Genomic DNA, 26,478 nt, shown 5'->3' with positions numbered 1-26,478 from the left:
TAGCGCGATTTTTGATGCGTACAATCAATATTGTACGCTTAAAGAGATAAATCAATTATTGACCTTTTAAAATTTTTGTCGTTTTTGAACCATAACTTAAACTGGCCATAGACGGAATAAATTGACCTGTATTGGCATCGCGACCCTGTAGTAAAAACTTGGGATTGGCTTGACTATAGTTTTGCACAGCCTGCTGAGAAAACTTTCCAATATCAGAGCTTGGGTTGCGCAATCGGTTGATAATCAATACTTTTTGAGTTGATGTGAAATCCTGCATCATATTTTGATCACCTTCACTGTCACCCGCGATAAAAATTGGCCCATAACCATATTTAGAGACTAAAAAACGCTGGATAGTTGCGGTTTTGCCTTTACCTTGAGTTTGCGCATAGCCATGACGAAATTCGGGCAAAATTCGACCTTGTGCATCACGTTCTAACTCCATGGCGTAGGCATTTTTTTCATGAATGTGATAGCCGATCTCTGGATTAGAAATAATTTCCTTAATCACATCAATAAAAGATGCCGAACAGACATAGACATCAATGCCATTGTCCTGAAAAGCCTTGAATAGATTTTGCATTTCACGATAAGGTCTTAAACCATTTTCCCAAGTGGTTTTAACAACGCCTGCGTGGCCTGAAAGTGCTGCGGGAGAGGTCCATGTCACAGGTCCAATCGGTTGCTGCATTTGCCAAGTCACTGTTGCCTTTACCAAATTACGGACGTCTTGTTCGGTAAGCCCAGTAAATAAATAAGTGACCCACGGATATGCAACTTCATGATCAAAGGTGTCTCCAATGGCTGCATATAGATATCGCATTTTAGTAATGAAATCGAGATAATGCGGATCCTGCTTAATTTGATCCAGACTTTGTTTACCTTTTAGACCGCTATAGTGGTGATAAAGCCATGTGTAGCTGGCAATAATATCTGGAGCAATTTTATCAATATTGACGGCTTGACTTTGTTGGTTGTTGTAGGCCGCCTCAAAATTTTGTGGGCTAATTCCTTTACGAATAATCTGATTCAACTGCTCTGGCGTGACATTGAATGCTAAGTGTTCAAGTTGATAAATTAAGGTTGCTTCTTCGATGTCTAAGAATACTGAGGTATTGTCAAAGTCAGTGACAATATACGGGCGTTTGTCAGGATTATAGTTTGGGCTATCTTTTCCATAAGTAGCGATCAACTGGTTAAGCTGGTCATAATTAAACGAGTCCCATTGTCCTCTTTGTAAATATTCCTTTTGTGGAATAGTGACTGGGTGAGATGTACTTTGTAGAGGGGTGTAGTTACATGCGCTGAGCGCAATCATACTTGCTAGGCTAGTGGTGAGTAATAGTGCTTTGAAAACTTTGCTAATTTGAGGAGTAGCTTGCATAAAATCTTCCTTCACATTTATAAAAAAATCATATATGTCGTTTTTAAATTCCTACAGGAATAAGCCCATTTAAATATTTTTTACATAGACGTACAGTTTCATTTGACCATTGATCTCCTAGACTTTGCGCCATCTCAGTTTGGGCATGAGAACCATTCCAAGCCATCATTTGTATACGGCGTTGCATGATAAATGTCGGAATCATTTTGTATTCTTCAGATTGAATATGACCCACACGTTCATAGCCTTCTAACCAGTGCTCGATCCAATCAGGCGCATTTGCGTAATGCTCATTAAAGCTAATCGCAGCAGCAAGGTCATGCATAAACCAGCTCATGCCACAGTCATCGAAATCGATCACGCCGATACGTTCTTGTTGTAGCAATAAATTCGTTAAACGTAAATCGGCATGAATGAGACCGTAACGGTCTTTTGTTTTCCCAAAAAAATGTAAATCTTTAGCAATTTGTATTATGGCTTCTTCAATAATGCAGTGATCCTGCTGTCTTAAATATGGTGCATTTTTCCAGTTTCCCCAATGACCATCTGCACCGATCATGGTTTCATGATTCCACACAATGCGTTGAAACTCGCTAGATGCTTGCCACGTCTTGCTATGCTGATGCAGTTTTGCAGTAATTTGCCCCAATTGCTCAAATGCTGTTGGATCAACTTCAATGGTAGGCATATCACCATCGACCCAGTTGAAAAGTACCGCATAACGATAAATATCATTCGATAGTTTCAGGGTAATGACGCGTTCGCCGTTTTGATCCGCAATCGCAATAGGCACTTGGATACCATTGGCATTTAGGGCATCTAACCATTCAAGCTCACTTTGTATGTCGAGTTTGCTGTGGTAGTTCGGGCGATGAATTCGAAGCGCATATCGGGCAGATCGAGTCGAAACCTGAAAAGTTGCATTTTCAGACTGACAGAGAAGTTTTACCTGTCCTTGATATTCTAGCGGATATTGTTGAATTGCTTGTTCTGCAAGTATTTGTAATTGAACTTGGCTTAAAAATTCGTTTTGTTCAACAGACATGATCCGACTCCTCAATTTAATTTTTAAACACGTTCTGTGTTGAGATGAAGTCGATCTTATAAAAGAAAAAATGAATCAACTTGACTTCAAATGATTTTGCTTATGTTTTGCTGTCAAGTTTTAGCTCTATCTTTTGAGCAAATATGGATGGTGTAAATTTGGTCAAATAAGGCAACAGAACAATGAAAGAGTCAGAATTAGCTATAGATAGTGGTGCTCTGCAACAGGACGCTGATTATTTTGCGAAACGCCAGTTAAAAAAGGGGGCAGTGGGTTGGCTACTTTTAGTCGGGCTAGGCGTTTCTTACGTCATTTCAGGAGACTTTGCGGGTTGGAACTTTGGACTGGCACAAGGGGGATGGGGTGGACTATTTGTTGCAACAGTGATCGTCGCATTTATGTATCTTTGTATGAGCTTTGCTATGTCTGAGATGTCTACGATGCTGCCGACTGCTGGAGGAGGCTACAGTTTTGCACGTGTTGCATTTGGACCTTTTGGGGGCTATCTCACCGGTACGGCGATTTTAATTGAATATGCAATTGCACCTGCCGCTATCGCTGTATTTATTGGTTCATATTGCGAATCACTATTTGGCATAGGAGGCTGGGCTGTTTATCTGATTTGTTATTTAGTGTTTATGGGAATTCATCTTAAAGGTGCAGGTGAAGCACTCAAAATTATGTTTGGAATTACCGCGGTTGCTTGTATTGCACTGGTCGTATTCATTGTTGCGATGCTTCCTCATTTTGATAGTACACGGTTATTTGATATCCCTGTGAGTTCGCATGTTGGCGCGAATAGTTTTTTACCGTTTGGCTATGTTGGAATATGGGCAGCAGTCCCTTATGCTATCTGGTTTTTTCTCGCCGTCGAAGGCGTACCTTTAGCTGCTGAAGAAGCAAAAGATCCGGTACGGTCTTTACCACGTGGTCTGATCGGTTCAATGTTGATATTGGCCGCTTTTGCACTTTTAATTTTATTTCTGGGAGCGGGTGCAGCAGGTTCAAATGCGCTAAAAGATTCAGGAGCCCCTTTGGTCGATGCATTAATTGCGGTGTATGGTCAGTATACTTGGTTGGCTAGTTTCGTTAATTTTGTGGGTCTGGCGGGTCTTATTGCAAGTTTCTTTTCAATTATTTATGCATATTCACGCCAGATTTTTGCATTGTCACGCGCAGGTTATTTACCAAAAAAATTATCTCTGACTAATGAAAATAAGGCGCCATATTGGGCAATTATCATTCCGGGCATTATTGGATTTTTACTTTCCTTAACCGGTGAGGGTGACTTACTTATTTTAATGGCCGTATTCGGTGCGACAATTTCCTATGTCTTGATGATGCTTTCACATATCAAGTTACGGTTGTCTCGTCCTGAATTATCTCGTCCTTATAAAACGCCCGGTGGAATATGGACATCAGGTGCAGCCTTGATTCTTGCTGCTATTGCAGTCGTGGCTGGGCTAATGGTGAATCCAAAAGTTTGGTTTTTAACTGCTCTGATTTATTGTGGATTTATCATCTATTATTTAGTGTACAGCCGTCATCATTTGGTTAAGGGTACTCCTGAGCAAGAGTTTGCCATGATTAAAGATGCAAATGACTGATTTGATAGGCATTAGACTGAAACAGAGGCTTCGGCCTCTTTTTTTTATAAGTGATATTTTTATGTAAATCCAAAGAATTGATCCATATTTTTGACTTGAGTGTTTAGCAAAAATTCAAATTATTTATTCACTCTTGTTTTTAGCTTTTCGCAATTGTTTAAGGCTTAGCTTTGTCTATTTAGCTAGTGAATTTCATTCATATTATTGGTGAGAAGGATTGTTTTATTCATGTGATGATTCTTGTATAAATAGCTGCATATTGAAATATTTTAGAAATTAAAGTGTCAATTCTCAATCAAGTACAAAGTTGTCTGATACTCAAAGGCTGAACGCTAATCTAAGACAGTGGAATTTGGGGCAGTCCAAGAATAGACTAAATTTATCTAAAATTTTTTGGCTATTGAGCACTTTAAATTTTTTGATTCCAGCTAGATACAGCGTACAGCACAAATCACTTACTCTCTTACTGGTCGATATAACCCAGAATCAAGCCTAACCTATTTAAAAAATATGGAAGATGAATCACTTAGCCAATTAATCTACTGAATAAGTTTTTAATCCATTGTTTCTTTTATGGATTTTTTATCAAGATTCTCAATGTTTAGTCATTATTTAATTGTTTTATATCATGAGATATTTCACATAATATAAAAAGTATTATTTGTAAATAATTTATATTTATCAGCGTGTTATATATTTTTAACCAAATTATAATAATTCTTTAATAAATTGCATATGAAAATGTTAATTATTATCATTATCGTGTTTTTGCTGCCTATGAGCAGTTTGTAGTTTTAAGAAAAATCAAAAGCTAATTTAGGTGACTGGCGGAATTGTCACTTATTTTACTCTATTTTAGAGGATATCCCGATGAAAGAGCTTGCCAATCGTTTGGCGATGCAACATCTCGTCAATGCTTATACGCAGGAAACTGCGAAAGGGCATTTACTCGAAGACTTTCAACAAAACTCTCCCCAACAATGGTTTAGCCGAGGCTTGACCTTACTTGTTATTCCAATCGAAAGTTTAAACGCCCAAGTGCTGGTGGCTTTATCTTATGTCAGTCGAGTGGGGCGACATCGTTTAGCATCGCTTCCAAAACTTTGGATCAACCAGCAGATTCAAAATGTAAGTATGGTGACGATTGCTACAATTCTGTTGGAAGAATTGGTATCACATGCTGAAAATCAGCTTGATGCTGCCTCCCTTATTGAACGCTGGATACAAAGCCGTGATGCCTTACAACAGTTTTTAAGTTATCGAGCGGAAGATTTTGATGGATTAATTGCGGCTGAACAAAACTTTATCGAATCTGAACAAGCTTTGTTGTTGGGACATAGTATGCATCCCGCTCCCAAAAGTCGTACTGGTTTTATTCATGAAGACTGGTATAAGTTTTCACCTGAGTATCAAGGTCAAACACCGCTTCATTTTTGGTTAGTTCATCCAGATTTGATTGCTGAAGGTTGTGCAGAAGGCGAACTCATTTCTACCCAACTGAAAGATTATTTAAAATGGCAAATGTCAGAAGCAGATCTGCGGTTGTGTGAAAATTATGCGCATTATAAATTGTTGCCTTTACATCCGTGGCAAGCGCGTTATCTACAAAGTAAAAAATGGTACGGTCAGTTTAAGCAAAAATCTCGATTGATTGATCTTGGTTTACAAGGTGTAAATTTTTATCCAACCACTTCTGTTCGGACATTGGCCAGTTTTTCCTCGCCGTGGATGCTCAAACCCTCGTTGTCCGTGATGATTACCAATTCGATTCGGGTCAATCTGGCGAAAGAATGTCATCGTGGCGAGTTGACCCATCGTTTATGGCATAGCGTTTTGGGTGAACAGATATTAAAAAATTGTCCAACATTGAAAGCGGTCAATGATCCAGCGTGGATTGCGCTGAAACTTGATGATGAAGTAATTAATGAAAGTATTTGTATTTTTAGAGAGCAGCCTTTTCATAAGAATGATCAGATCACCTGCATCGCCTCGTTATGTCAGGATCATCCAGCTAAACCGTTGAATCGTTTTAATAGTTTATTTGACAAAATCCATCAGCAACATCCATTGCTCACACATCAACAGATTGCACGGGAATGGTTTAACGACTTTTTAGAGATTAGCTTACAGCCATTGATGTATCTGTACCATGAATATGGCATGGCATTTGAATCACATCAGCAGAATGTTTTGCTTGAACTGGAAAACTTTAAACCAAAAAATATCTGGTTACGTGACAATCAGGGATTTTATTATATTGAAGAACGGGCAGAAAAAGTGCTTGAACAGTTCCCTGAACTCAATGAAAAAGCACATGCAGTTGGGCCGCAAAGCTTTGTTGATGAACGTTTTAGCTATTATTTCTTTGGTAATACTTTATTTGGCTTGATTAATGCGATTGCTACAACAGGCTATGTGTCTGAAGATGATTTATTGGTAAGACTGCAACAATCCTTAATTATATTACTCCAGCAATATCCAGACAGTTCCTTATTAAAAGGATTGTTATATAAGGATAGTTTACCTTACAAAGGCAATCTGCTAACCCGTTTACATGAACTGGATGAGTTGATTGCGCCTGTTGAGCATCAATCCGTTTACGTTGAACTGCCGAATCCTCTCATGATCAAACAAGAGGATTTACGCTATGCTTGATTTTATTGGCATTGGCTTAGGGCCATTTAATTTAAGTTTAGCCAGTTTATTGCAAGATAAAACCCAGCTTGATTATTTATTTTTTGAGCAAAAAGATCGTTTTGACTGGCATGCGGGAATGCAATTACCCAACACCATGTTGCAAGTGCCTTTCATGGCCGATCTGGTGTCGATGGTTGATCCCACCAGTCCATATAGTTTTTTAAATTATTTGAAGCATCAACAGCGGCTGTATAAGTTTTACTTTCTTGAACAGTCGCATATTCCCCGACAAGAATACAATCAATATTGCCAATGGGTTGCGGCACAACTCGATCATATTCAGTATCAGTCTCAAGTCTTGGAAATTGAAGCAATGACTTCAGGTTTTCAGGTCACTGTTGAACAGCAAGGGATTAAGCAGCACTATCGCTGTAAACAATTGGTGATTGGAACGGGTCATGTTCCGAACTTACCTTCTTGTTTGACTGATATTGCAAAAAATCATGCCGAGAAATGCTTACATTCGGCGCATTATCTTTTTAAAAATAAAGCAGATGTGACTGGCAATGTGGTGGTGTTGGGTTCTGGACAGTCTGCTGCTGAAGTATTTCTGGATCTATTTGAGCTGCAAAATAATCAGCCGGATCAAAATATTGAGTTGCACTGGTTTACCCGTTCCAGCGGATTTTTTCCAATGGAATATGCGCCGTTAGGATTAGAGCATTTTAGTCCTGATTATCTACAACATTTTTATCATCTCGATGAAAAAGTCAAACATAGTCAGTTGGCACAACAAGCATTGCTTTATAAAGGGATCAGTGCAAAAACCATTCGTGAGATTTATCAAAAACTATATCAACGTAGTATTTTGAATCCATCGCTGAATACGCATTTGCACAGTTGCTGTGAGTTAGTGGAAGCGATGCTCATGCCCAATGAGCAAATCCGTTTGCACTTTGTGCATAAAAACACACAACAGACGTTTTATCTGGATGCTGATCATGTGATTGCGGCAACAGGCTATCGCACGCCTCATTTTCACTTTATGGAAAAAATTGCTGCATTTATTCAACGAGACCAGAAAAATCACTGGAAAATTACTCAAGATTATCAGCTTGAGCATTTCGCCAATGGCAATATTTTTGTTCAAAATCTGGAAATGCATAGTCATGGTGTGGGAACACCCGATCTAGGATTGGGAGCTTACCGTGCTGCGGTGATTGCTAATCAGTTGGCAAATGAAAGGCTTTATGAGTTGGGAGATCAGCCTCAAACCTTCCAGCACTTTCACTTAAGCCAGAATCCAAATATTCAATTTAATCATCCTGCTACAACAGTGGACGAGTCTTATCCAAGCAAAACCGATCATAGAATAGCAAATCTGGGGCAGCAGCGTAGACCTGCGCCTCATTTGCCACATCTTCAAAAAAATAGATCCAAGCTTAAACAAGTCTTATCCCATGTTTTTCAGCACGAGAAATCTTTATGAGTTTTGCACAGTTACAAATTAACCAGCAGCAATGGAGAGCGGCTGGACAGCGTTTAATCGAAATGGCAATTGCAGAGTTTTTATATGAAGAAATTCTGCAAGTCGAATCACTTGGACAGGGGCTCTATCAATTACAGTTAGCAGATCGTAGCTATCAATTTCGTGGGCATCGTTATTTATTGGGTCATTGGAATATTCAGTCGGGTTCTGTTCGTGATGTGAGTCAGGCAGATATTAACTCTTTAGACATGGATCAGAGTGCATGGAATTTACATGAGTTTATTGTTGCAGCAGCACAAGCAGCTCAGGTGAAGCCATTTACCCAAGCTTATCTGATTAAAGAAATGAACAATACATGGCTGGCAGAGGCGCATCTTTTTGATGAGAAACGCTTAAATAGTAATGCCGTTTTAACGCAGCCACATCATCAGATTGAAGGGATGTTACGTGGGCATCCATGGCTGATTATGAGTAAAGGTCGTATGGGCTTTGGCTATGATGATTATCTTAATGCTGCACCTGAATTGTCACCCGTAGTGAAAGTACTTTGGTTGGCAGTACACCGTGATCTTGCTAATTATCGATCTACCCAAGACTGGAATGCCAACACGCTATATCAACATGAGTTTGATGCCAAAGAACTACAAAGTTTTGTACAGAAGCTTGCTCAAAAAGGCTTAAATGCACAGGATTACTATTTAATTCCCGTGCATGCATGGCAATGGCATCAATGGCTGGTCGCCACTTATGCCAATGAAATTGTTGATCAAAAGATTGTGGAACTGGATATTAGCTCAGATAGTTTTGTCCCGATGCAATCGATTAGAACCCTATGCAATATCAGTAATCCAACAAGGCATTATATCAAACTGCCAGTCAGTATTTTTAATACCGCGGTTTATCGTGGCTTGCCATCCAAACGAAATCTGGCGGCACCAGCTGTAACCGGTTGGCTAAAAAATATTGTGGCAAATGATGCAGATTTACAAAAAAGTGGGGTGATTTTTCTGGGAGAAATCGCCACTTTAACCATTCATCAGCCATGTTTTGATCGTATAGACGGGGTGCCATATCAGTTTAAAGAGTTGTTTGGCTGTTTGTGGCGTGAAAGTGTTGATCCGCATATTGCCGCAGGTCAGCAAGTTTTATCTCAAGCCGCGTTATTACATCGAGATTTAGCTGGTCGCTCTATTCTACAAACCTTGATTGACGCTTCTCAACTGAGCCCAATAGCTTGGCTTAAACAGTTTGCCGACGTCTGTCTGACGCCACTTTTGATCTGTTTATATCGTTATGGTTTGGCATTCTCCCCGCATGGCGAAAATACCATGTTGGTACATGAAAATGGTGTTCCAAAAGCGTTGGTTCTTAAAGATTTTATTGATGATGTAAATCTGGTCGATCAGGACTTTCCTGAGCTGAATGATTTGCCCGAAGAAGGTTCGATTTTATTGCGACACAGTGCCTTAGAGTTGAGTCACTTTATTTTTACGGGCTTATTTATGGTGCACTATCGCTATATTGCCAATGTATTTTTGCAGGATTTTCCACAATACAGCGAGCTGGATTTCTGGCAAACCATTCAAGATAGTATTGTCCGCTTGCATGAGGCGCATCCTGAACTTGTAGATCGTATTGAACAATTTTCAATCTTACGTCCTGAGTTTGAAAAAATTTGTCTGAATCGGGTTCGTCTTTTTACAACAAGTTATAACGATGAAGCAGAGCGTCCTGTTCCTGTTTTTCTTGATCCAATGCCAAATCCTGTAAGTGAACAAACCTTGGCAGATTGGAAACATCAATTAAATACTAAATCTAACCATATTCAAATGGCTGAGGGATGAGATAAACATGCATACAATTTCAAAACAGCTCCCCGATTATTACGAATATTTTGAGGAAGGTACTCAATATTATTTGCGTCAGGTGCAGTATCCACAAGATATGGCGTTACTTCATAAATGGATGCATGAACCACATGTGATTCCACAGTGGCAACTCAACAAAACAGAATTAGAGCTAAGTGTGTATTTCGACAAAATGCTGGCTGATGATCATCAACGCTTATTGATTGTTGGGATTGACGGGCAAGATGTTGGTTATACCGAAATTTATGAAGGTAAACGTGATCGTCTGGGACGATACTATGACGGTCATGAGCATGATCTCGGTTGGCATTTACTTTTTGGTGAAAAGTCTGCTTTTGGTAAAGGCTATCTACGCCCCACCATCCGATTATTAAGTTTTTATATTTTTGAACATGCCCAATCAATCAAGATTGTGGGTGAACCTGACCATACTGTGAAGCCTTATGCGGCTGTGGTCGAAGGGCTGTGTTACGAAGCCCAGCGCTTGATTCCGATGGCGGAAAAAACAGCCATGTTGTACTTCTGCTATCGAGATAAATTTTATAACAAGTTTGAAGATGATCTTATTCGTTCGCAGCAGCATAAAAAACAGAATTTATCGGCTGAGTATAACGTATGACCTTGAGTAGTTGTTGTATTCAGATCCTCGATATGCAGTTTTCAGGACAGGTTTCAAGTGTCGAATTTGAAGATTGGTTGTCTCAGATACAGGTTTTGCTAGATCAGAAACAGAATTTTGTACTGGTCATGCACACTTTGCCAGAAACTGAATTTCCAGAAGATTATCGGGAAATTCAGTCGCGTTGGTACAAATGCTATAAGGCGCTTTTTTTTCAATATTGTCTTGGACTTGCTCGTATTGCCCAAGATGAAGAGGATCGTATTCGTCTGGATACGCCTGCTTTACAACAGGCATGGAAAGTTCCTTATTTTGTCAGTTTATCAAAAACAGATGCACTGCAATGGGCGGTGCAGAGGTCATTATGCACGACGCAAATCACATGACGAATTCAAAATCATTGACATCTGTCTCGGCATTGGGGCTCGGAGTCATTGTCATTTTATATCTGGCGCATGCTTTGCCCTTGTATTTTTACAATGTGGCATTGCCCGCCATTTTAAGGCATCAAGGTGTCGATCTGCGCTGGATTGGCATGCTTTCACTGCTTTACATACCGTGGGCGTTTAAATTCTTTTGGGCACCCGTATTGGATCGTTTTTATCTGCAAAAACTGGGGAAACGCAAAACGTGGTTGCTGTTTACACAGCTTGCGCTGGTTGCTGGCGTCATTATGCTTGCCATGACTCAGTTTAACTATGGCATCTGGGTATTCGTGCTTGTTGGTTTGTGGATATCCACTTTTGCAGCCACACAGGACATTGCCATTGATGGTTATACGGTAGAGACACTGGCGGAGTCTGAATACCGTTTGGGCAGTATGGCACAAAGTATCGGTGTGGCTTTGGGAAGCATGATTGGTGGTGCTGCAACTTTGTGGCTTTATCAACATTATGGTTGGCAAGTTGCGTTGTGCAGTTTGGCGGCCTTGACCGCGCTCACTATGCTGGCTATCTCGCAAATTAAAGAAGCTCCGCAGCAAACTGCATTCAAACAGCCACCCAGTTTAAAAAATGCGTTTAAACGCCCTGAAATTCGTTGGGCTTTGCTGCTGATCCTGTGTTATCGCTTTGTTGAAGCACCTGCCATGGCCATGCTGAATCCGATGCTGATTGATCAACACTGGTCTCTGACAGAAATTGGGGTATTGATGTCAGTGTTTGGGGCATTGGTGGGCTTATTGGCTGCGGTAACTGCGGCATTTTTACTGAAAAAATTAGCAGCGACTCAACTTCTGATTTGGGCAGGCTGGTTAAGAACCGTGGTCTACGCCGTAATTGGGCTGGCGATTTTACTCAGTTGGTTTGATGTCTGGCAGGGTTTGTTGGGGCTTTTTGTCATTGTCATTTTAGCCATTCGCTACATTGCTATGACTGCACTTTATGCTTATTTCATGCAGAACAGCTCGAAACAACAGGCGGGAACTGATTTCACTATTCTGGTGTGTTTTGAATTACTGGTTTATTTCTTAGGAGGTGCTTTTTCTGGCTTTTTAGCCAAAGGGCTGGGCTATGGCAATTTTTATATCGTGCTTGCCATTGCTTCAGTTGTGAGTGTCATTTTGTCTCAGATGATTGTTAGAAAATCAAAAACAAACCCCACTATTAATTAGGGATTATCATGAAACATCGTTCATTTGCTACATCAATCACTGTATTAAGTCTTGCTGTCAGTGTTCAGCTTTATGCTGATACACAAGTATCGGGGGATACACAGCAGACGCTACAGACCACCCAACAATTGGCGCCCATTGTGACGACCGCGACACGTTCGGCGCAAAGTATTGCTGAAATTGCAGGAACCGTTCAATCGATAGATCAGGCTCAAATCCAGCAACAGGCGGCGGCAGGACGTAAAATTGCAGATATTTTGGCGCAATTGATTCCATCATTAGGTGCAAGTAGTGGAACCACCAGTAACTATGGTCAAACCATGCGCGGTCGTCAGATTTTGGTAATGATTGACGGTGTACCACAAACAGGTTCGCGTGATTTGTCACGCCAATTCAATAGTATCAGCCCCGATATGGTCGAACGTATCGAAGTGGTTTCGGGTGCAACCAGTATTTATGGTTCTGGGGCAACTGGCGGTATTATCAATATTATTACCAAGCGTGCCAGTGACAAAGCCCTCAGCTTTGAAACCAAATTAGGTGTTACGGCGGGCGACGAATTCAATCATGATGCCTTAGCTTATGAAGCCATGCAAAGCATGTCTTTTAATCAGGGCGCGCTCAGCGGTTTTTTAGGTGCAACTTATACCAAACGTGGTGAAATTCAGGACAGTCATGGTGATCGGATTGCCCCAGAACCAGCACAAACAGATCGTTCAGACACTGAAACGATTGATGTTAATGGACGTATGACCTTTAAACTGACCGATCAACAATCTTTAAGTGTGGGTGCACAATATTATAATGATGAACAAGACAGCGATTACGGTCCAGATTATGGCAAGAATGTCGCAGTATTATTTGGTGCAAAGCCCTCACTAAAAGCCGTGAAAGGGTTGCAACTTGATGACCAGCCATTTACCGAGCGTTATGGTGTGAATGCACAATATCGTAATGAAAATCTGTTTGGTCAGATCTTAAATGTTGAAACCTACTATCGCAATGAAAAAGCAAGGTTCTATCCATTTGCGGCCGCTTATACACGTGCAGCACCGTATTACGCTGTTCTGCAATCTGAAAATGAATCCAAAGTAGCAGGTCTTCGCGCTGCGATGGAATCAAATTTTAATGTTGCGAACCGTAATTTAAAACTGACTTATGGTGTCGATTATGACCGTGAAGAGGGTAGTCAGGAAGCAGACCGTTATAGTCTAAATACATTTATTGCCAGTAATGGTTTAAATATCAGACCGACTGGAACCACTATTGCCTATGGTCCAGAAGTAACAGTTGAAAATTTGGGCACTTTTTTACAAGGAGACTATACGCTCACTGATCGCTTAAATGTACAGGCAGGCGTTCGCTATCAGCATATTAAAAGTGACAGTGACGCATTTTCACCAACTACAGAATTGCTAATTGCTGATGACCGTGCTTCAGCAGGTCAAAACTATAATCCTGCGGTGATTGCAGCGGGTTCAGTTAAACATGATGCGACACTCTTTAATATTGGGCCTGTATTTAAACTAAGCGACCAACAACAAGTTTTTGCCAATTTTTCACAAGGTTTCAGCTTACCTGATATGCAGCGCGTACTACGTGATGTGCAAGCAGGCTTTGTGGTGCAATCGAGCAATGTTGAACCAATTAAGGTCAACAGTTATGAGTTAGGTTGGCGTTTACAGGGAGATGACGGCCTGAATTTAGGTTTGACGGGTTTTTACAACACCTCTGATAAAGTGGTCCAGTTTAAATCTGATCGTAGCGTTAATGTGGCAGATACGGACCAGCGAATTTATGGGGCTGAAGCCAATTTAAGTTTTCCTATACTTGAACAATTTACTGTCGGCGGTACTTTAGGCTATACCCGTGGTGAATTTAAAGATGCCAGTGGAAAATGGCGTGAACTCAATGCTTTACAAGTTTCACCTATTAAGGGCACTGTATTTGGTGAATGGCAAGATGGAAATGGCAATAGCTTACGTGTACAAACCCTTGCGATTAAAGGTACAGACAAGGCTTATAAGGATTCACTCCAAGCCGTTTATGATACCAATGTACAACCGAATGCTGCTGCCAAAATTAAAGGCTATGCCGTTATGGATGTGATTGCAAGCGCGAAAGCAGGTCCAGGCACCCTCGGCTTTGGAGTCTACAATGTATGGAATACTGACTACAAAACTGTGTATAGCCAAGCCGTTGTACCTGTATATGGTGCAATTTCCAGCTTACCAGCACAAGGTCGTACTTATGGCCTAAGTTATAGTGTCAAATATTAATTTGGTCTACAGTCGTCATCCAGATGTTTTGAGCCAAGTCATTCAACTCATGTGGAATGAATGAAAAACCACCCCAGTCTTGACTGGGGTGATTTGGATTTTAATGAATACTACAATATCATTATCACAAAAATTAAGAGCACACCGCTCCCTGAACGTTTATTGTTCCTGATTCTGCTGCAATGACTGAATTGGCAATTGTATTCACAATTCGATTGAGAGATTGTCGGGATGCCTCAACGGCATTTGAAACTTGATCCAAACCTTTGATGGGTTCATTAAAACTCATACGGCAACTCAGTTGATGATTGAGTCCCAAGCTTTGATTGACGGATGAAGATTCGCTTTGCATTGGTGAAATCCGTTTCACAATCCAACTGACCACAACTTCGACCTGATGGGTATTAGAATAGGAGGACTGGACAATATCAAACCGTGAAAAATCAGTGGCAATACGATACGCCACTTTACCACCAGTCATGCCACTATTATAACGATCCACCGCACCGAGTTTTTGTTGTAGACCTGACGATAATCCATCGCGAAGCTCAGCTGCTAATGGAGACGTCCAGCGTTCATTGTCTAAAATTTTAGATTGTCCCTGTTCGGTACTTAGCACTAAAGGTGCTCGATTTAGTCGATCGGGTAAATTAACGGGTAATACTTCAATCACCCGGACATTGGAGCTGGGTATCGGGGTCACTTTGGGGGTCAGGGTATAATAATGCGGTGTCATGGAACTGGAGCATGCAGTTAAGCTTGCCACGCTTGCAGCCATAACACTAAAGCTGGCTATCTTTGTGCTTAATCCAGATAATATTGTAGAGAGCTGCTGCTTATTTGTCATTTTTAACCTCTCCTTTTTTACCACGAATTAAGGACTCAGGATGTTGTTCAATATAATCGGCCATGAGCTGTAAGGAAGCAGCTGTTCGGGTCATTTGTTGTAGTGCGCGGCGCACATCCTGTTGCATTGGCGCATCACTCGACAATATGGATTCGCTGGAACGTAAGGTTTTACGTGCATCATCAAGTGTTGCTTGTAAACCTGGCGCAACCTTGCCATCGAGCTGTTTCACCAGTTTGTCTGTCGATTCAATCGTGGTGTTCATATTGTTTAAGGTTTTACGAACATCCTGACCAATTTCAGTAATTGGGAATTTACTTAATTTATCCGCAATTTGAGAAACCTGAGCCTGTAATCCACTTAATTCTGAAGGACGAGTCGGAACTTCAACACTACCATCCGAATGCATAATTAAAGTAGCAGGAGGCGCTTTGGCAAATTGATCCAGCGCAATATAATTTTGACCTGTGAGCAAGTTGCCTGTACGCATTTGTGCGCGCCAGCCACGTTGAATAAAATTCTTGAAGATTTCACCACTTGGATCAAGTTCTTTACCATGCGCCAGACGTGACGGATAGATCATACCGTCGACTCGCATACGTAGTTTGCTATAGTTTTGATTAAATTCCACATTAATGGCTTTGATATTCCCAATTTCAATGCCCATAAAATCAATGGGTGCGCCAGCGGTTAAACCTCTTAAAGAATGATCAAAATACATAATCACATGACGCCCAGTTCCATCTGGTTCTTTGAGTGCGTCCTGACGAGAATTCCATAAATTAAAATGTGTGTTGTTAGGTGCAGTGGCAGCGTTTGAGTTTTCGGGATAACCAAAGGCTATGCCACCTGCCACAATACTGGCTAAAGACTGCGTATCCAGATTAAAACCTGATGCATTGAGAGTGACATCGACACCACTGGCTTGCCAGAAACGTGCATCGGTTGTGACAAATTTATCGTAAGGCGTGCGAATAAAGGTTTGAAGTTCAACATTTTTACCATCTTTGGATAAGTTGTAGGCAGTAATTTGACCAACATTAATACGTCGATAATAAATAGGAGCACCAATATCCAGAGAACCTAAATCCTGTGCCTTTAAAAAAAAGATCTTGCCGGGAACATCAGATGAAACTACAGGGGGCGTTTCAAGACCGACAAAATGACTTTGTTTTTCTTCCGATTTTCCACCATCTACTTCAATGTATGAACCCGATAGCAACGTATCAATGCCTGACACGCCACTGGTTCCGATCCGTGGTCGTACTACCCAGAAACGTGAATCTTTCACTGCAAAGTTACGATTGTCTTTGCCCAGTTCAATTTTAGCAATCACATGCGAATTATCTTCTGAAAGATCAATTTGACGAACGAGTCCAATATTGACTTGTTTATAGCGTACTGCCGTTTTTCCAGCTTCAAGTCCTTCGGCGGTTCTGAAAGAAACTTCAATGGTCGGTCCGCGATCCAAAATCGCCTTTACTGCTAGAGACAGTGCAATTAATAATGCAATAAATGGAACCAGCCATATGAGTGAAAAACGCCAGCGTGATTTTTTCTTCTGGGGTTCAGGCAAAGTCGGTAGAGACGAATCTACTTCATGGGCAGATGGAGGCGTTTGACCTTCGTTATTTATTTTATTGTCAGACATAGCTATCGTTCATTAATCAGTTGGGCGGTGAAAGGTGGGAGGGTGTAGCGATATGATTCATATCAGTTTTCATTGAGTCTGGATGGGGTGAATGTGTAGCTTGATTTGCATAATAATTATCCCAGATGATGCGCGGATCAAAACTTAAAGACGCGAACATGGTTAAGATGACAACTGCCCCAAATGCAACAGCACCTGGACCTGCCAAAATCGTGGCCAAAGACTGAATTTGAATAAGCGCGGTTAACATGCTAACCACAAATACATCAATCATTGACCAGCGCCCCACAAATTCGACCACACGATAAAGCAGTGTGCAATGTTTAGGTTGGAAATGCCAGCGACCCCAAGACTGCATAGACACGCTCATCATAAGAAAACACAGAATGAGTAGTTTCAAAATTGGAATAAAAATACTGGCAGCAAAAATTACTGTTGCCACCAAATAATCCTGATTTTGCCAAAAATAAATTACCCCGCTCATGATGGTGTCTTTTTGTGTATCAAATATAGAATCGGTAATGGTCATGGGCAGAACATTGGCAGGCACGTATAAAATGCTTGCTGCAATGACTAATGCCAAAGTGCGGTTAATACTTTGGGGTTTTCGGACATGTAAATGACTATGACAACGAGGACAGCGGGCAGTCGATCCTGAGTTTTTTAAAAACTCGGGCGATACTCGACTCAGTAATCCACAGCAATGACATGTGACCAAAGAAAAATCAATTGCTCTGGGCAAAGCAGGATGTTCAACATCAGTTGCTTCAGTTTGACCGTGATCAAGTGGCTGGAAATGGGTCTTGGTCATGGCAGCTTCCTGTCGATATCATTCCAGATATCCTTTACTTTGATGGAGTTCAGATAAACCATCAGCGCACTTAACATCGCAAATGCCCAGAGCGCAATTTCGGGAATAATAATGACCATATTTGCCAGTTTGACCAGAGTCACCAATATACCGATTAAAAAAACTTCAATCATTCCCCACGTTCGTAATAGATGTAAGGTTCTTAATGCAAACACCATATATTTAGGGCGGGTTTTAAAGGCACTCACCATGAAAAAAACATAGCTTAAAAGCAGTAAATCGAGCAATGGCACAACGAAAGTCGTCAAGAGTAAAATAATTGCAACGATGGGGCGGTCTATATGAAACATGGTCCATGCTGCACCGAGTAAAGTGGTTTCCTGAAAATGCCCTTGTACTTCAATTCGGACAATCGGGAAACTATTGGCAATGATAAAGACAATGATTGCTGTCAAAACTAGTGCAAGTTTTTGATTAAAAGACTTAATCTCACGATAAATTTCAGCTCCACAACATATGCAATAAGCTCTTTGACCTGATTTGAGTGGAACTCTACGATAAATCGTATCGCATTCTTCACAACTGGCGAATGCCATGACTGTGTGATGCTGAGCATTCAGATTGTTTAGTTGAGGTTCTAATTCGGGTGGGGATACCGATGATGAAGGCTGACTCATCGTGCATAGACCTTTATTGTTTATTTTAGATTGAGTGGAGTGCCATTTACTCCATAGTGCCGTATCAATTACGTTAAATCTAGACTTTATTTGAAACTTTTAAAAGATGAGTTAGGAAAGACATCGAATGTTCTTCATATTACTTTCATCTATGTAACCTTATAAATTAATGCTGTTAAAAGTTGTGTGAAAAAAACTCAATTGCAAGGATTATATTTATGATGAATTCAGGATTTGTTTAAATCGAGAATGACTCATGAAAAGTAATAAAAACCATGCATCTGTATATTTTAAAATATTCGCCATTTTACTGAGTATTGCTGCGGGTATCACCCATGCAAGTTCTGAAAAAGCATGGAACCAGCAAAATAAATCTATGCAAACCGCCTGTATTCAAGCCAGCCAGCTAAAAAATGTAAAAATAGTCAGTGATACAATGTTATTTGATGATCGCGTTGGATATTCCGCATTGGTTATGCAAGGTAATTATCCGCAGGCACATATGAAAAATAAGAAAGGACGAGAATTGTGTTTGTATCAACGACAACAGAAAAAAGCAGTGGTGACTGAAGCTGATACGCTACTAAGCACTAAAAAATAAAACCGAATAAAATCAAGATTTATTCGGTTAAATTTAATCGGACAAGCTGAGTCCGCACCAGCCAAATACACATTTTATTGAGTATCGGATGACTCAGTTTCATTTAAGAGCTGGGCTTGGGTTCTTGGTTTGACTAAAGGTGAAGTCGGTCGTGGATGATGTGAAGTATTTGAGAATTGGAAACCAACGCCTGCATCAACATCATCTGAGGCAATTTCAGTTTCAAAACGCTCTTTGTCTAACTCACGGATTTCCTTGGTAATACTACGAATTTCGTCAGCATCTACACCTAAGGCATCCAATGTTGCACCACCAAAGAGCAGCGCTGATTCGAATGTTTCACGTAATTGATAATCTACATCTTGTTTAACCAGCGTTAAGGAATGTTCACGGTCATAGGAACGCACCAAAAGCTTGGCCAAAGGAAACTCATGTTTGACCAATTCCACAATACGATTAGTCACCTGTTTATCATCGATACAGACCATAATTGCTTGTGCAGTCGCGGCACCAGAAGCATGTAAGATGTCTAAACGCGAACCATCGCCATAATAAACTTTAAAACCAAATTTGGTCGCGTTTTGAATCATATGAATATCGGTATCAATTAAAGTGACATCCACACCACGTGCCAATAAAAGTTGACTGGCAACTTGTCCAAAACGTCCAAAACCAATCAGCAATACACGTCCATGCAGATTATTAGCAATTTCGACATCATCAAGTGCAGACGTAGTTTGCGGTTTGCTCAAGCGATTGACTGCAATGCCTAATAGTGGAGTGAAAATCATGGAAAGAACCACAATGGCAGTTAAATTCGATTTAATCGACTCATCAATCACTTGTGCGCTTGCAGCCGCAGTGAATAAAACAAAGGCAAATTCTCCTCCTTGAGCCATGAGTACAGCACGATCCAAAGCAACCGCATGACTACTTTTGGTGAGGCGCGCTACGACATAAATCAGCACTGCCTTGGTTAACATCAGTGCAATGACACTACTTAAAATTAACAGCCAGTTTTGTTGTACAACAGATAAATTCAGTGACATGCCGACGCTTAAGAAGAACAAACCCAGTAAGATGCCACGGAACGGTTCAATATCCGCTTCAATTTGATGACGAAAAGTTGACTGAGATAATAAAACACCTGCAAGAAATGCACCCATCGCCATGGATAAGCCACTAATTTGCATCAAATGTGCAGCACCGAGTACCACCAATAATGCCGCTGCGGTCATGACCTCACGAGCTTTGGCTGCGGCCAATATTTTAAACAGTGGATTAAGTAACCAACAGCCAGCGGCAATAAGTCCAGCAACGGCTGCCAGTGCAATACCAATATCTTTGAGTCGTTCAGGTGTACTTTCTACGACCTGATTGGGTGACATAAAGGCAACGATAGCCAGTAAAGGAACAATAAGTAAATCTTCAAATAATAAAATGGCTACGATTTTGGTGCCATTGGGCTGATTTAAATCCCCACGATCCCCCAAAATTTGCATAACAATCGCGGTTGAAGTTAGCACAAAGCCAGCAGCCCCAATAAAAGCGATTTGCCACGGAAAACCATACAGTAAACCAATAGCAGTGAGACCGATGGTACAAAAAGTAATTTGTAAGGTACCTAAGCCAAAAATATCACGACGCATGCTCCATAAATGCGAAGGCTGCATTTCCAGACCAATGATAAATAGGTACATGACAATACCCAGTTCTGCGATATGTAAAATAGAGGCTGGGTCATGAATAAAGGCAAAACCAAATGGCCCAATAACTAAACCTGCAACCAAATAACCCAGAACTGAACCCAGTCCCAAACGTTTAAAAAGCGGAACGGCAATCACTGCCGCAGCAAGTAAAATAACGGGACTAAGTAGACCTAGAGAATGTGCTTCTGCTGCCATGAAAATATGCCCAAAGAACAAAATGGTTAGGAGAAAAGGATCATAATTGTTTAAATGTCACGTAGATCATAGCAATGTTTTGCTCTATTTTTACGAAAAGTTGATTATTTCACTCAAGTTTTTCTGAAAAATTGCTTAAATTTGAAATAAAAATAATTCAGCTAGCCATTTAAAATGAATGAAAGATATAGCGACAAGTTCAGTCGTTTAGTGAGATTAGAATGAGATAAATAGCGAATAATTATGCTAGATTGAGATTAATTTAAAATCATTTGATGAATAACATGGAACAACTCAATCCATCTGATTTAAAAGCGATTCTTCATTCAAAAAGAGCGAATTTATACTATCTTGAACATTGTCGTGTCATGCAAAAAGATGGACGAGTTTTGTATTTAACTGAAGCTAAAAATGAAAACCAATACTGGAATATTCCGATTGCCAATACTACGGTTATCTTACTAGGCACAGGAACTTCCATCACTCAGGCTGCAATGCGCATGCTGTGTAGTGCAGGGGTACTGGTGGGTTTTTGCGGTGGTGGTGGTACACCCTTATTTTCAGGTAATGAAGTGGAATGGCTGACTCCACAAAGTGAATATCGTCCAACGGAATATATGCAGGGTTGGATGAGTTTCTGGTTTGATGATGCTAAACGATTAGACGTTGCAAAACAATTTCAATTTGCCCGAATTGAATTTATTCGAAAAATATGGGCTAAAGATAAAGACTTAAAAGATGAAGGCTTTTATCTCGATGATGCTGATATTCAGCAAGCCCTAGATGGTTTTGAGAAGAAGATTCCCCATCAAACAAAAGTGGGGGATTTATTGCTGGTGGAAGCGATGACCACCAAACAGCTTTATAAAATTGCGGCAACACGCTGCAAACTCAGTTTTGAGCGTAATCCTGAACAAGGTGATTTAGCCAACGATTTTTTGAACCATGGGAATTATCTCGCATACGGTTTAAGTGCCACCACACTTTGGGTCTTGGGAATTAGTCACTCTTTTGCCGTGATGCATGGCAAAACCCGCCGTGGTGCATTGGTGTTCGATGTGGCTGATTTAATTAAGGATGCCGTGGTTTTGCCATGGGCATTTATTTGTGCCAAAGAGGGGATGACTGAGCAGGAGTTCCGACAACAGCTACTACAAAAGTTCACGGAGTATCGATGTTTGGACTGGATGTTTGAGCAGGTGAAGTTGCAGGCATGTAAAACTTTCTAAGCTTGGAGAGCGAACAATGATTGTGATTTTTGTTTCGCAATGTGAGAAAAAGGCACTTGCCCATACTCGTCGTGTACTGGATGCCTTTGCAGAACGGATCGGGGATAACACATGGCAAACCACAATTACTGAAGATGGTTTATTGGCAATTAAAAAACTACTACTTAAAAAGCCAAGTAAAAATGCAGCAATCGCTTGTCATCGGGTTGCCACACGTAGACGAACAGAATTGGTTTGGATTGTGGGGAATCGTAATAAATTTAATAGTGAGGGTGTCGTCCCTGTCAACCGGACAGCCAAGCCGATTAAACTGGATTATAGTGATAATGATTGGCAAACTGCTCCATTGATTGCTGTGTTGAGTCGAATTGCTGCACTATTCCATGACTTTGGCAAGATCAATCCGTTTTTTGCCAAGAAAATAGCCGATGCAAAATATAATAAAAAGCCTGTTGCTGATCCATTTCGACATGAATGGATTTCTTTAAGATTATTTGAGACCTTTGTAAAATCATGTGGTGACAAAGATGAGTTCTGGATTGAAAAATTAATCAAAATTTCACCTCAAAATGAGGATTACGTGTGGTTAGGAAATATGATTAAAGATCATTCTGACCAGACACAACATCAGTCACCGTTTCAGCAACTTCCTGATATTGCCAAACTGGTGGCATGGTTGATTGTTTCACATCATCGTTTACCGATTCCTAATTACATGTTAAGCAAAAATAAAAATACAGATAGGGGCTATGAAGCTATTAAATTTGCAACGGTATTAAATGACCTGAATTCTGAATGGTGTTATCCACACCATTATAATGCTGAAGATAAAAATAAGGACAAAGACATTCAGCAATGCTGGAAAATAAAAGCTGAGCATATTCCTTTTAACAGCCAGACATGGTGTAAGGAAATGAATAGTTGTGCAGTGAAGCTACTGCAACTCTATAAAGCCTATCCAGCGACTAATTTGTCTGATCCTTATTTAAGTCATGTTTCCCGTTTAGTTTTGATGTTATCAGATCATTATTATTCAAGTTGTGAGGCCACACCTAAATGGCATGATCCGAAATATCCTTGTTATGCCAATACCAATAAATTTGGTGAATTAAAACAGCCTTTAGATGATCATTTGATTGGTGTCAGTCAGTCTGCTCGTCAACTTATGGGCGCATTGACGCGTTTAGATGAGTTATTTAATCGTCTACCAAAACAACGGGCTTTAGAGGGAAAAACCAGCAATGCTTATTATAAATGGCAAGATAAGTCCTATCAGGAAGCGTGCAGTATTCAGAAAAACTATCCGAATCATGGATTTTTCGGTGTAAATTTAGCATCTACAGGGCGAGGAAAAACCCTAGCCAATACTCGAATTATGTATGGTCTGGCTGACCCTGAAAAAGGGGCACGGTTTAATATTGCGTTGGGTTTAAGAACCTTAACTTTACAAACAGGCAAAGCTTTACGGCAAAAATTAAATCTGGATGACACTGATTTAGCCATTATGGTGGGTGGCGGTGCGGTTAAGGAAATATTTGAACAGTATAGCCAAGTTGGTTCGGAACGACTTATTCAGGATGAAGAAAACCCTGATCCAATTAAAAACCCTGCCTTAGCCAAAATGATGGGTTCAGAATCTTTAATAGGGCTATTTGAACCTGATCTACAGGTTGATTTTGAAGATTTCGAACTCGACTTTGAGGGCATCCTCAATCAGGATCATTTATTTGCAAAGTGGCTTAAAGGCAATCATCAGGTCAAAAAAATGCTGATGAGTCCAATATTATGTTGCACCATTGACCATTTGATTCCTGCCACTGAAAGCACACGCGGTGGGCGACAAATTGCACCGATGTTACGCCTGATGTCATCCGATTTGGTTTTTGATGAACCCGATGATTTTTCGCCAGATGATTATTATGCACTGACTCGTTTGGTTTATTGGGCAGGCTTATTGGGTAGTCGGGTGTTATTGTCTTCTGCGACTTTAACACCTGCTGAAATTAATGGTTTATATCTGGCCTATAGTTCTGGACGCAAGTTTTATAATCTTCATCGTACCCAAGCCAATCAGCCGATTATTGCGGCATGGTTTGATGAAAATGAAAAAAGTATTACTCATCAAGTGATTCCATGTGATGGCACAGTCAAAAATTCAGAAGCCAATCCTATCTTTGAAAAAGCGCATCGGCAATTTACCAAAAAACGGGCAGTTTATTTAAATGAACATGCAGCAGCAACACAAAGACGTACTTTAGAATGGGTCGGTTTACCTAGACAAATTCCTGCACCTGAAAAATGGCAAGATGTATTTACTCAACAGATTTTGACTACTAGCTTAAAAGCGCATCAGCTAAATGCCATTACAGACCCTAAAACCAGTAAACAATACAGTGTGGGATTAGTGCGTTTTGCCAATATTGACCCAATGGCAGAGATTGCCCAACTGTTATTAAAACAAAAAATTGATGCAGATACTCGTATCCATTTATGTGTGTATCACTCTCGGTTTCCATTGCTGATTCGAGCCAATATTGAAAAATATCTGGATGAAATTTTAGATCGGAACAATGGAAAGCAACCACATGACCATCATTTAGTACAAGGCTGGCTGCAAAAATATCCTGAGCAAAAACAGATTATTCTGGTCTTGGCTTCGCCCGTCTGTGAGGTAGGTCGTGACCATGATTATGACTGGATGATGATTGAACCCTCCTCCATGCGTTCAATTATTCAGGCTTCTGGTCGAGCACGTCGGCATCGTACAGAACCTTATTGCCATCCTAATGTCTTTATTATGGAAACCAATATCCGACATTTCAGACATCCTCAACAAGCCTGTTTCTCTCGCCCTGGCTTTGAGGCAACAGGATTTGAGTTTAAGCAGAATCGACATTTTTTACGGGGAATAGATGATACAAAAAATGCAGGACTGATGAATCTTGAGCATTTTAAACAACTGGATTCAATTGCCCGACTCATCCAGCCGCCTGCAAGTTATCTAAAACAGTTCTATGAAAAGTCGGGTTATCCACGTTTAGCCGATTTAGAACATGATCGTATGCACCATATTTTGTTGGGGCATGGGATTTGTCCTGATATGCGTTCTACTCATATGTCACCGATTAAATTTCCTGCCTATAGTTTCTGGAATACGCCCATTCATTACACAGGCATTTTACAAACACTAAGCCGATTTCGGCAGTCACAGGCTGAATTCTTTACCGCTTTAAGAGCAGAGGAAGAAGAACAGCTTTTAAAGCTTTATCAATACAATGAAAAAACAGGAAACTGGTTACTGGTTGAAAGTTTGGTGAGGCGAATTGAATTGGCAAATAATTCACAAATTCATTGCTGGCCGAATCAGAAGCCTGAAATTGCTTTACAGAATTATTTAGATGCGACCTCAGTAGAGAGAAGCTGGTCTGAAAATTGTTCTCGCTATTTAAGCCTGAATTTACCCAAACTGGCAGAACAAAAGAAATGGCTCTATCACGATTGGTTAGGATTTATAAGGGAAAAATAACTTTAGTGACATGAATAGTCTATCTTCTCATTTGATTATTCTTCATTAATCATCTCATCACTAGGTAATTCCATTGGGTTATGCCAACTTAGTTCAAGTAGTTTTATATGGTAGTTATTGATTTTTTGAAAATGTAAAACCCACTCGGAAACTAAATATTGGTCATGAAGAGGTCTTTGCCATTTTGGTTCACCAATATGGACATGCCATAAATTATATTTTTTTGCTTTTGCAATTAGATTCTGTTGATTTGGATATGTATCAGGTACACGGTCAGAGGGAGAGATTTTACCTTTCCAGTCTTTTAGACCAAATTTTTCATAATGTTCGATAAAATCATCAATTTTATCAAGAGTCTTACTTGAGTATCTTTCAGAGTAATAAAGATTAAATGTTGCACCAAACTCAACCGTGTAGTTTATTTTGTTTTGAGGTTTTTCTTCGCCCACAATCGTCTTTGCTCTCGAGTTAATCCCTCAGGCATTATATAAGATTCTTCGTGAGTCAATGATAATAAGCGGTCAATGTGAACACCTAGATGCTCGTTTTTTGGACGCTCTTTGTCCAAAGTTTCTTTAGATTGGGTATTGCATATAAAATGCATCATACACACCTCCAGACTGCATATCACTCTAACAGCCTAATTTATGACGGGCAACACACTGCTCCCCTGTGTAGATTAATTATTTGAA

At 40.3% G+C, this 26,478-nt stretch carries 19 protein-coding genes; 11 read left to right on the top strand and 8 right to left on the bottom strand.

Annotated features, from left to right (window positions below):
- Window positions 1-55: 55 nt before the first annotated feature.
- Together E0D95_RS06650 and E0D95_RS06645 are read right to left on the bottom strand one after the other, a co-directional pair.
- Entirely contained in the window at window positions 56-1,384 is a 1,329-nt protein-coding gene (locus tag E0D95_RS06650) for an HAD family hydrolase (protein WP_130803154.1), read from the bottom strand.
- A 43-nt stretch (window positions 1,385-1,427) separates the two neighbouring features.
- Window positions 1,428-2,429 carry a phosphotransferase enzyme family protein gene (locus E0D95_RS06645; protein WP_130803153.1) on the bottom strand — a complete coding sequence of 334 codons (1,002 nt, stop codon included), beginning with the start codon at window positions 2,427-2,429 and terminating at the stop codon, window positions 1,428-1,430.
- 182 nt (window positions 2,430-2,611) lie between these two features.
- Here E0D95_RS06645 and eat point away from each other — a divergent pair, with 182 nt between their 5' ends.
- The 8 genes from eat (at window position 2,612) to E0D95_RS06605 (ending at window position 14,540) form a co-directional block, all read left to right on the top strand.
- Entirely contained in the window at window positions 2,612-4,036 is a 1,425-nt protein-coding gene (gene eat / locus E0D95_RS06640) for an ethanolamine permease (RefSeq protein WP_130803152.1), read from the top strand.
- An 870-nt stretch (window positions 4,037-4,906) separates the two neighbouring features.
- Window positions 4,907-6,691 (top strand): IucA/IucC family protein, encoded by a 1,785-nt coding sequence (locus E0D95_RS06635; protein WP_130803151.1) that lies wholly within the window; start codon window positions 4,907-4,909, stop codon window positions 6,689-6,691.
- A complete protein-coding gene (locus E0D95_RS06630; RefSeq protein WP_130803150.1) occupies window positions 6,684-8,162 on the top strand; it encodes a lysine N(6)-hydroxylase/L-ornithine N(5)-oxygenase family protein in 1,479 nt (492 codons plus the stop codon). The genes E0D95_RS06635 and E0D95_RS06630 overlap by 8 nt, the downstream gene beginning before the upstream one ends.
- Window positions 8,159-10,006, top strand: a complete 1,848-nt coding sequence (locus tag E0D95_RS06625; protein ID WP_130803149.1) for an IucA/IucC family protein — start codon at window positions 8,159-8,161, stop codon at window positions 10,004-10,006. The genes E0D95_RS06630 and E0D95_RS06625 overlap by 4 nt, the downstream gene beginning before the upstream one ends.
- Before the next feature lie 7 nt (window positions 10,007-10,013).
- A complete protein-coding gene (locus tag E0D95_RS06620) occupies window positions 10,014-10,649 on the top strand; it encodes a GNAT family N-acetyltransferase (protein ID WP_130803148.1) in 636 nt (211 codons plus the stop codon).
- Entirely contained in the window at window positions 10,646-11,035 is a 390-nt protein-coding gene (locus E0D95_RS06615; protein WP_130803147.1) for a hypothetical protein, read from the top strand. The genes E0D95_RS06620 and E0D95_RS06615 overlap by 4 nt, the downstream gene beginning before the upstream one ends.
- Window positions 11,014-12,261 (top strand): MFS transporter, encoded by a 1,248-nt coding sequence (locus E0D95_RS06610; RefSeq protein ID WP_130803146.1) that lies wholly within the window; start codon window positions 11,014-11,016, stop codon window positions 12,259-12,261. Before E0D95_RS06615 ends, E0D95_RS06610 begins: the two co-directional genes overlap by 22 nt.
- An 8-nt stretch (window positions 12,262-12,269) precedes the next feature.
- Entirely contained in the window at window positions 12,270-14,540 is a 2,271-nt protein-coding gene (locus E0D95_RS06605) for a TonB-dependent receptor (RefSeq protein WP_130803145.1), read from the top strand.
- Between the two features lie 133 nt (window positions 14,541-14,673).
- Here the strand turns inward: E0D95_RS06605 and E0D95_RS06600 are convergent, their stop codons facing one another.
- From E0D95_RS06600 to E0D95_RS06585, 4 genes are read right to left on the bottom strand one after another with little or no spacing between them, the layout of a single operon-like run.
- Entirely contained in the window at window positions 14,674-15,387 is a 714-nt protein-coding gene (locus E0D95_RS06600; protein WP_130803144.1) for a PqiC family protein, read from the bottom strand.
- Entirely contained in the window at window positions 15,377-17,044 is a 1,668-nt protein-coding gene (locus E0D95_RS06595) for a PqiB family protein (protein WP_165443258.1), read from the bottom strand. The genes E0D95_RS06600 and E0D95_RS06595 overlap by 11 nt, the downstream gene beginning before the upstream one ends.
- A 10-nt stretch (window positions 17,045-17,054) precedes the next feature.
- Window positions 17,055-17,849, bottom strand: a complete 795-nt coding sequence (locus tag E0D95_RS06590) for a paraquat-inducible protein A (RefSeq protein ID WP_130803142.1) — start codon at window positions 17,847-17,849, stop codon at window positions 17,055-17,057.
- On the bottom strand, window positions 17,846-18,445 hold the full coding sequence (locus E0D95_RS06585; RefSeq protein WP_228258892.1) for a paraquat-inducible protein A: 600 nt from the start codon (window positions 18,443-18,445) through the stop codon (window positions 17,846-17,848). The genes E0D95_RS06590 and E0D95_RS06585 overlap by 4 nt, the downstream gene beginning before the upstream one ends.
- A gap of 337 nt (window positions 18,446-18,782) precedes the next feature.
- On the opposite strand from E0D95_RS06585, the gene E0D95_RS06580 reads away from it, so the two are divergent.
- A complete protein-coding gene (locus tag E0D95_RS06580) occupies window positions 18,783-19,127 on the top strand; it encodes a hypothetical protein (RefSeq protein WP_130803140.1) in 345 nt (114 codons plus the stop codon).
- A gap of 74 nt (window positions 19,128-19,201) precedes the next feature.
- Here the strand turns inward: E0D95_RS06580 and E0D95_RS06575 are convergent, their stop codons facing one another.
- Window positions 19,202-21,031 (bottom strand): monovalent cation:proton antiporter-2 (CPA2) family protein, encoded by a 1,830-nt coding sequence (locus E0D95_RS06575; protein WP_130803139.1) that lies wholly within the window; start codon window positions 21,029-21,031, stop codon window positions 19,202-19,204.
- Between the two features lie 284 nt (window positions 21,032-21,315).
- Here E0D95_RS06575 and cas1f point away from each other — a divergent pair, with 284 nt between their 5' ends.
- Both cas1f and cas3f read left to right on the top strand, forming a co-directional pair.
- Window positions 21,316-22,260 (top strand): type I-F CRISPR-associated endonuclease Cas1f, encoded by a 945-nt coding sequence (gene cas1f, locus E0D95_RS06570; RefSeq protein WP_130803138.1) that lies wholly within the window; start codon window positions 21,316-21,318, stop codon window positions 22,258-22,260.
- A gap of 16 nt (window positions 22,261-22,276) precedes the next feature.
- Window positions 22,277-25,786, top strand: coding sequence for a type I-F CRISPR-associated helicase Cas3f (gene cas3f / locus E0D95_RS06565; RefSeq protein ID WP_130803137.1), 3,510 nt, complete (start codon window positions 22,277-22,279; stop codon window positions 25,784-25,786).
- Window positions 25,787-25,821: 35 nt separating this feature from the next.
- Here cas3f and E0D95_RS06560 read toward each other — a convergent pair whose 3' ends face one another.
- Window positions 25,822-26,235, bottom strand: coding sequence for a hypothetical protein (locus E0D95_RS06560; RefSeq protein WP_228258836.1), 414 nt, complete (start codon window positions 26,233-26,235; stop codon window positions 25,822-25,824).
- Between the last annotated feature and the right edge of the window lie 243 nt (window positions 26,236-26,478).

The sequence above is a fragment of the Acinetobacter ihumii genome, assembly GCF_900625095.1.
Classification (GTDB): domain Bacteria; phylum Pseudomonadota; class Gammaproteobacteria; order Pseudomonadales; family Moraxellaceae; genus Acinetobacter; species Acinetobacter ihumii.
This window is presented reverse-complemented; position numbering and strand designations above follow the sequence as displayed.

Coding starts and splice junctions, on each gene's coding strand:
- E0D95_RS06650 (WP_130803154.1), bottom strand. CDS start 1,384: ATGCAAGCTACTCCTCAAATTAGCAAAGTTTTCAAAGCACTATTACTC.
- E0D95_RS06645 (WP_130803153.1), bottom strand. CDS start 2,429: ATGTCTGTTGAACAAAACGAATTTTTAAGCCAAGTTCAATTACAAATA.
- eat (WP_130803152.1), top strand. CDS start 2,612: ATGAAAGAGTCAGAATTAGCTATAGATAGTGGTGCTCTGCAACAGGAC.
- E0D95_RS06635 (WP_130803151.1), top strand. CDS start 4,907: ATGAAAGAGCTTGCCAATCGTTTGGCGATGCAACATCTCGTCAATGCT.
- E0D95_RS06630 (WP_130803150.1), top strand. CDS start 6,684: ATGCTTGATTTTATTGGCATTGGCTTAGGGCCATTTAATTTAAGTTTA.
- E0D95_RS06625 (WP_130803149.1), top strand. CDS start 8,159: ATGAGTTTTGCACAGTTACAAATTAACCAGCAGCAATGGAGAGCGGCT.
- E0D95_RS06620 (WP_130803148.1), top strand. CDS start 10,014: ATGCATACAATTTCAAAACAGCTCCCCGATTATTACGAATATTTTGAG.
- E0D95_RS06615 (WP_130803147.1), top strand. CDS start 10,646: ATGACCTTGAGTAGTTGTTGTATTCAGATCCTCGATATGCAGTTTTCA.
- E0D95_RS06610 (WP_130803146.1), top strand. CDS start 11,014: ATGCACGACGCAAATCACATGACGAATTCAAAATCATTGACATCTGTC.
- E0D95_RS06605 (WP_130803145.1), top strand. CDS start 12,270: ATGAAACATCGTTCATTTGCTACATCAATCACTGTATTAAGTCTTGCT.
- E0D95_RS06600 (WP_130803144.1), bottom strand. CDS start 15,387: ATGACAAATAAGCAGCAGCTCTCTACAATATTATCTGGATTAAGCACA.
- E0D95_RS06590 (WP_130803142.1), bottom strand. CDS start 17,849: ATGACCAAGACCCATTTCCAGCCACTTGATCACGGTCAAACTGAAGCA.
- E0D95_RS06585 (WP_228258892.1), bottom strand. CDS start 18,445: ATGGCATTCGCCAGTTGTGAAGAATGCGATACGATTTATCGTAGAGTT.
- E0D95_RS06580 (WP_130803140.1), top strand. CDS start 18,783: ATGAAAAGTAATAAAAACCATGCATCTGTATATTTTAAAATATTCGCC.
- E0D95_RS06575 (WP_130803139.1), bottom strand. CDS start 21,031: ATGGCAGCAGAAGCACATTCTCTAGGTCTACTTAGTCCCGTTATTTTA.
- cas1f (WP_130803138.1), top strand. CDS start 21,316: ATGGAACAACTCAATCCATCTGATTTAAAAGCGATTCTTCATTCAAAA.
- cas3f (WP_130803137.1), top strand. CDS start 22,277: ATGATTGTGATTTTTGTTTCGCAATGTGAGAAAAAGGCACTTGCCCAT.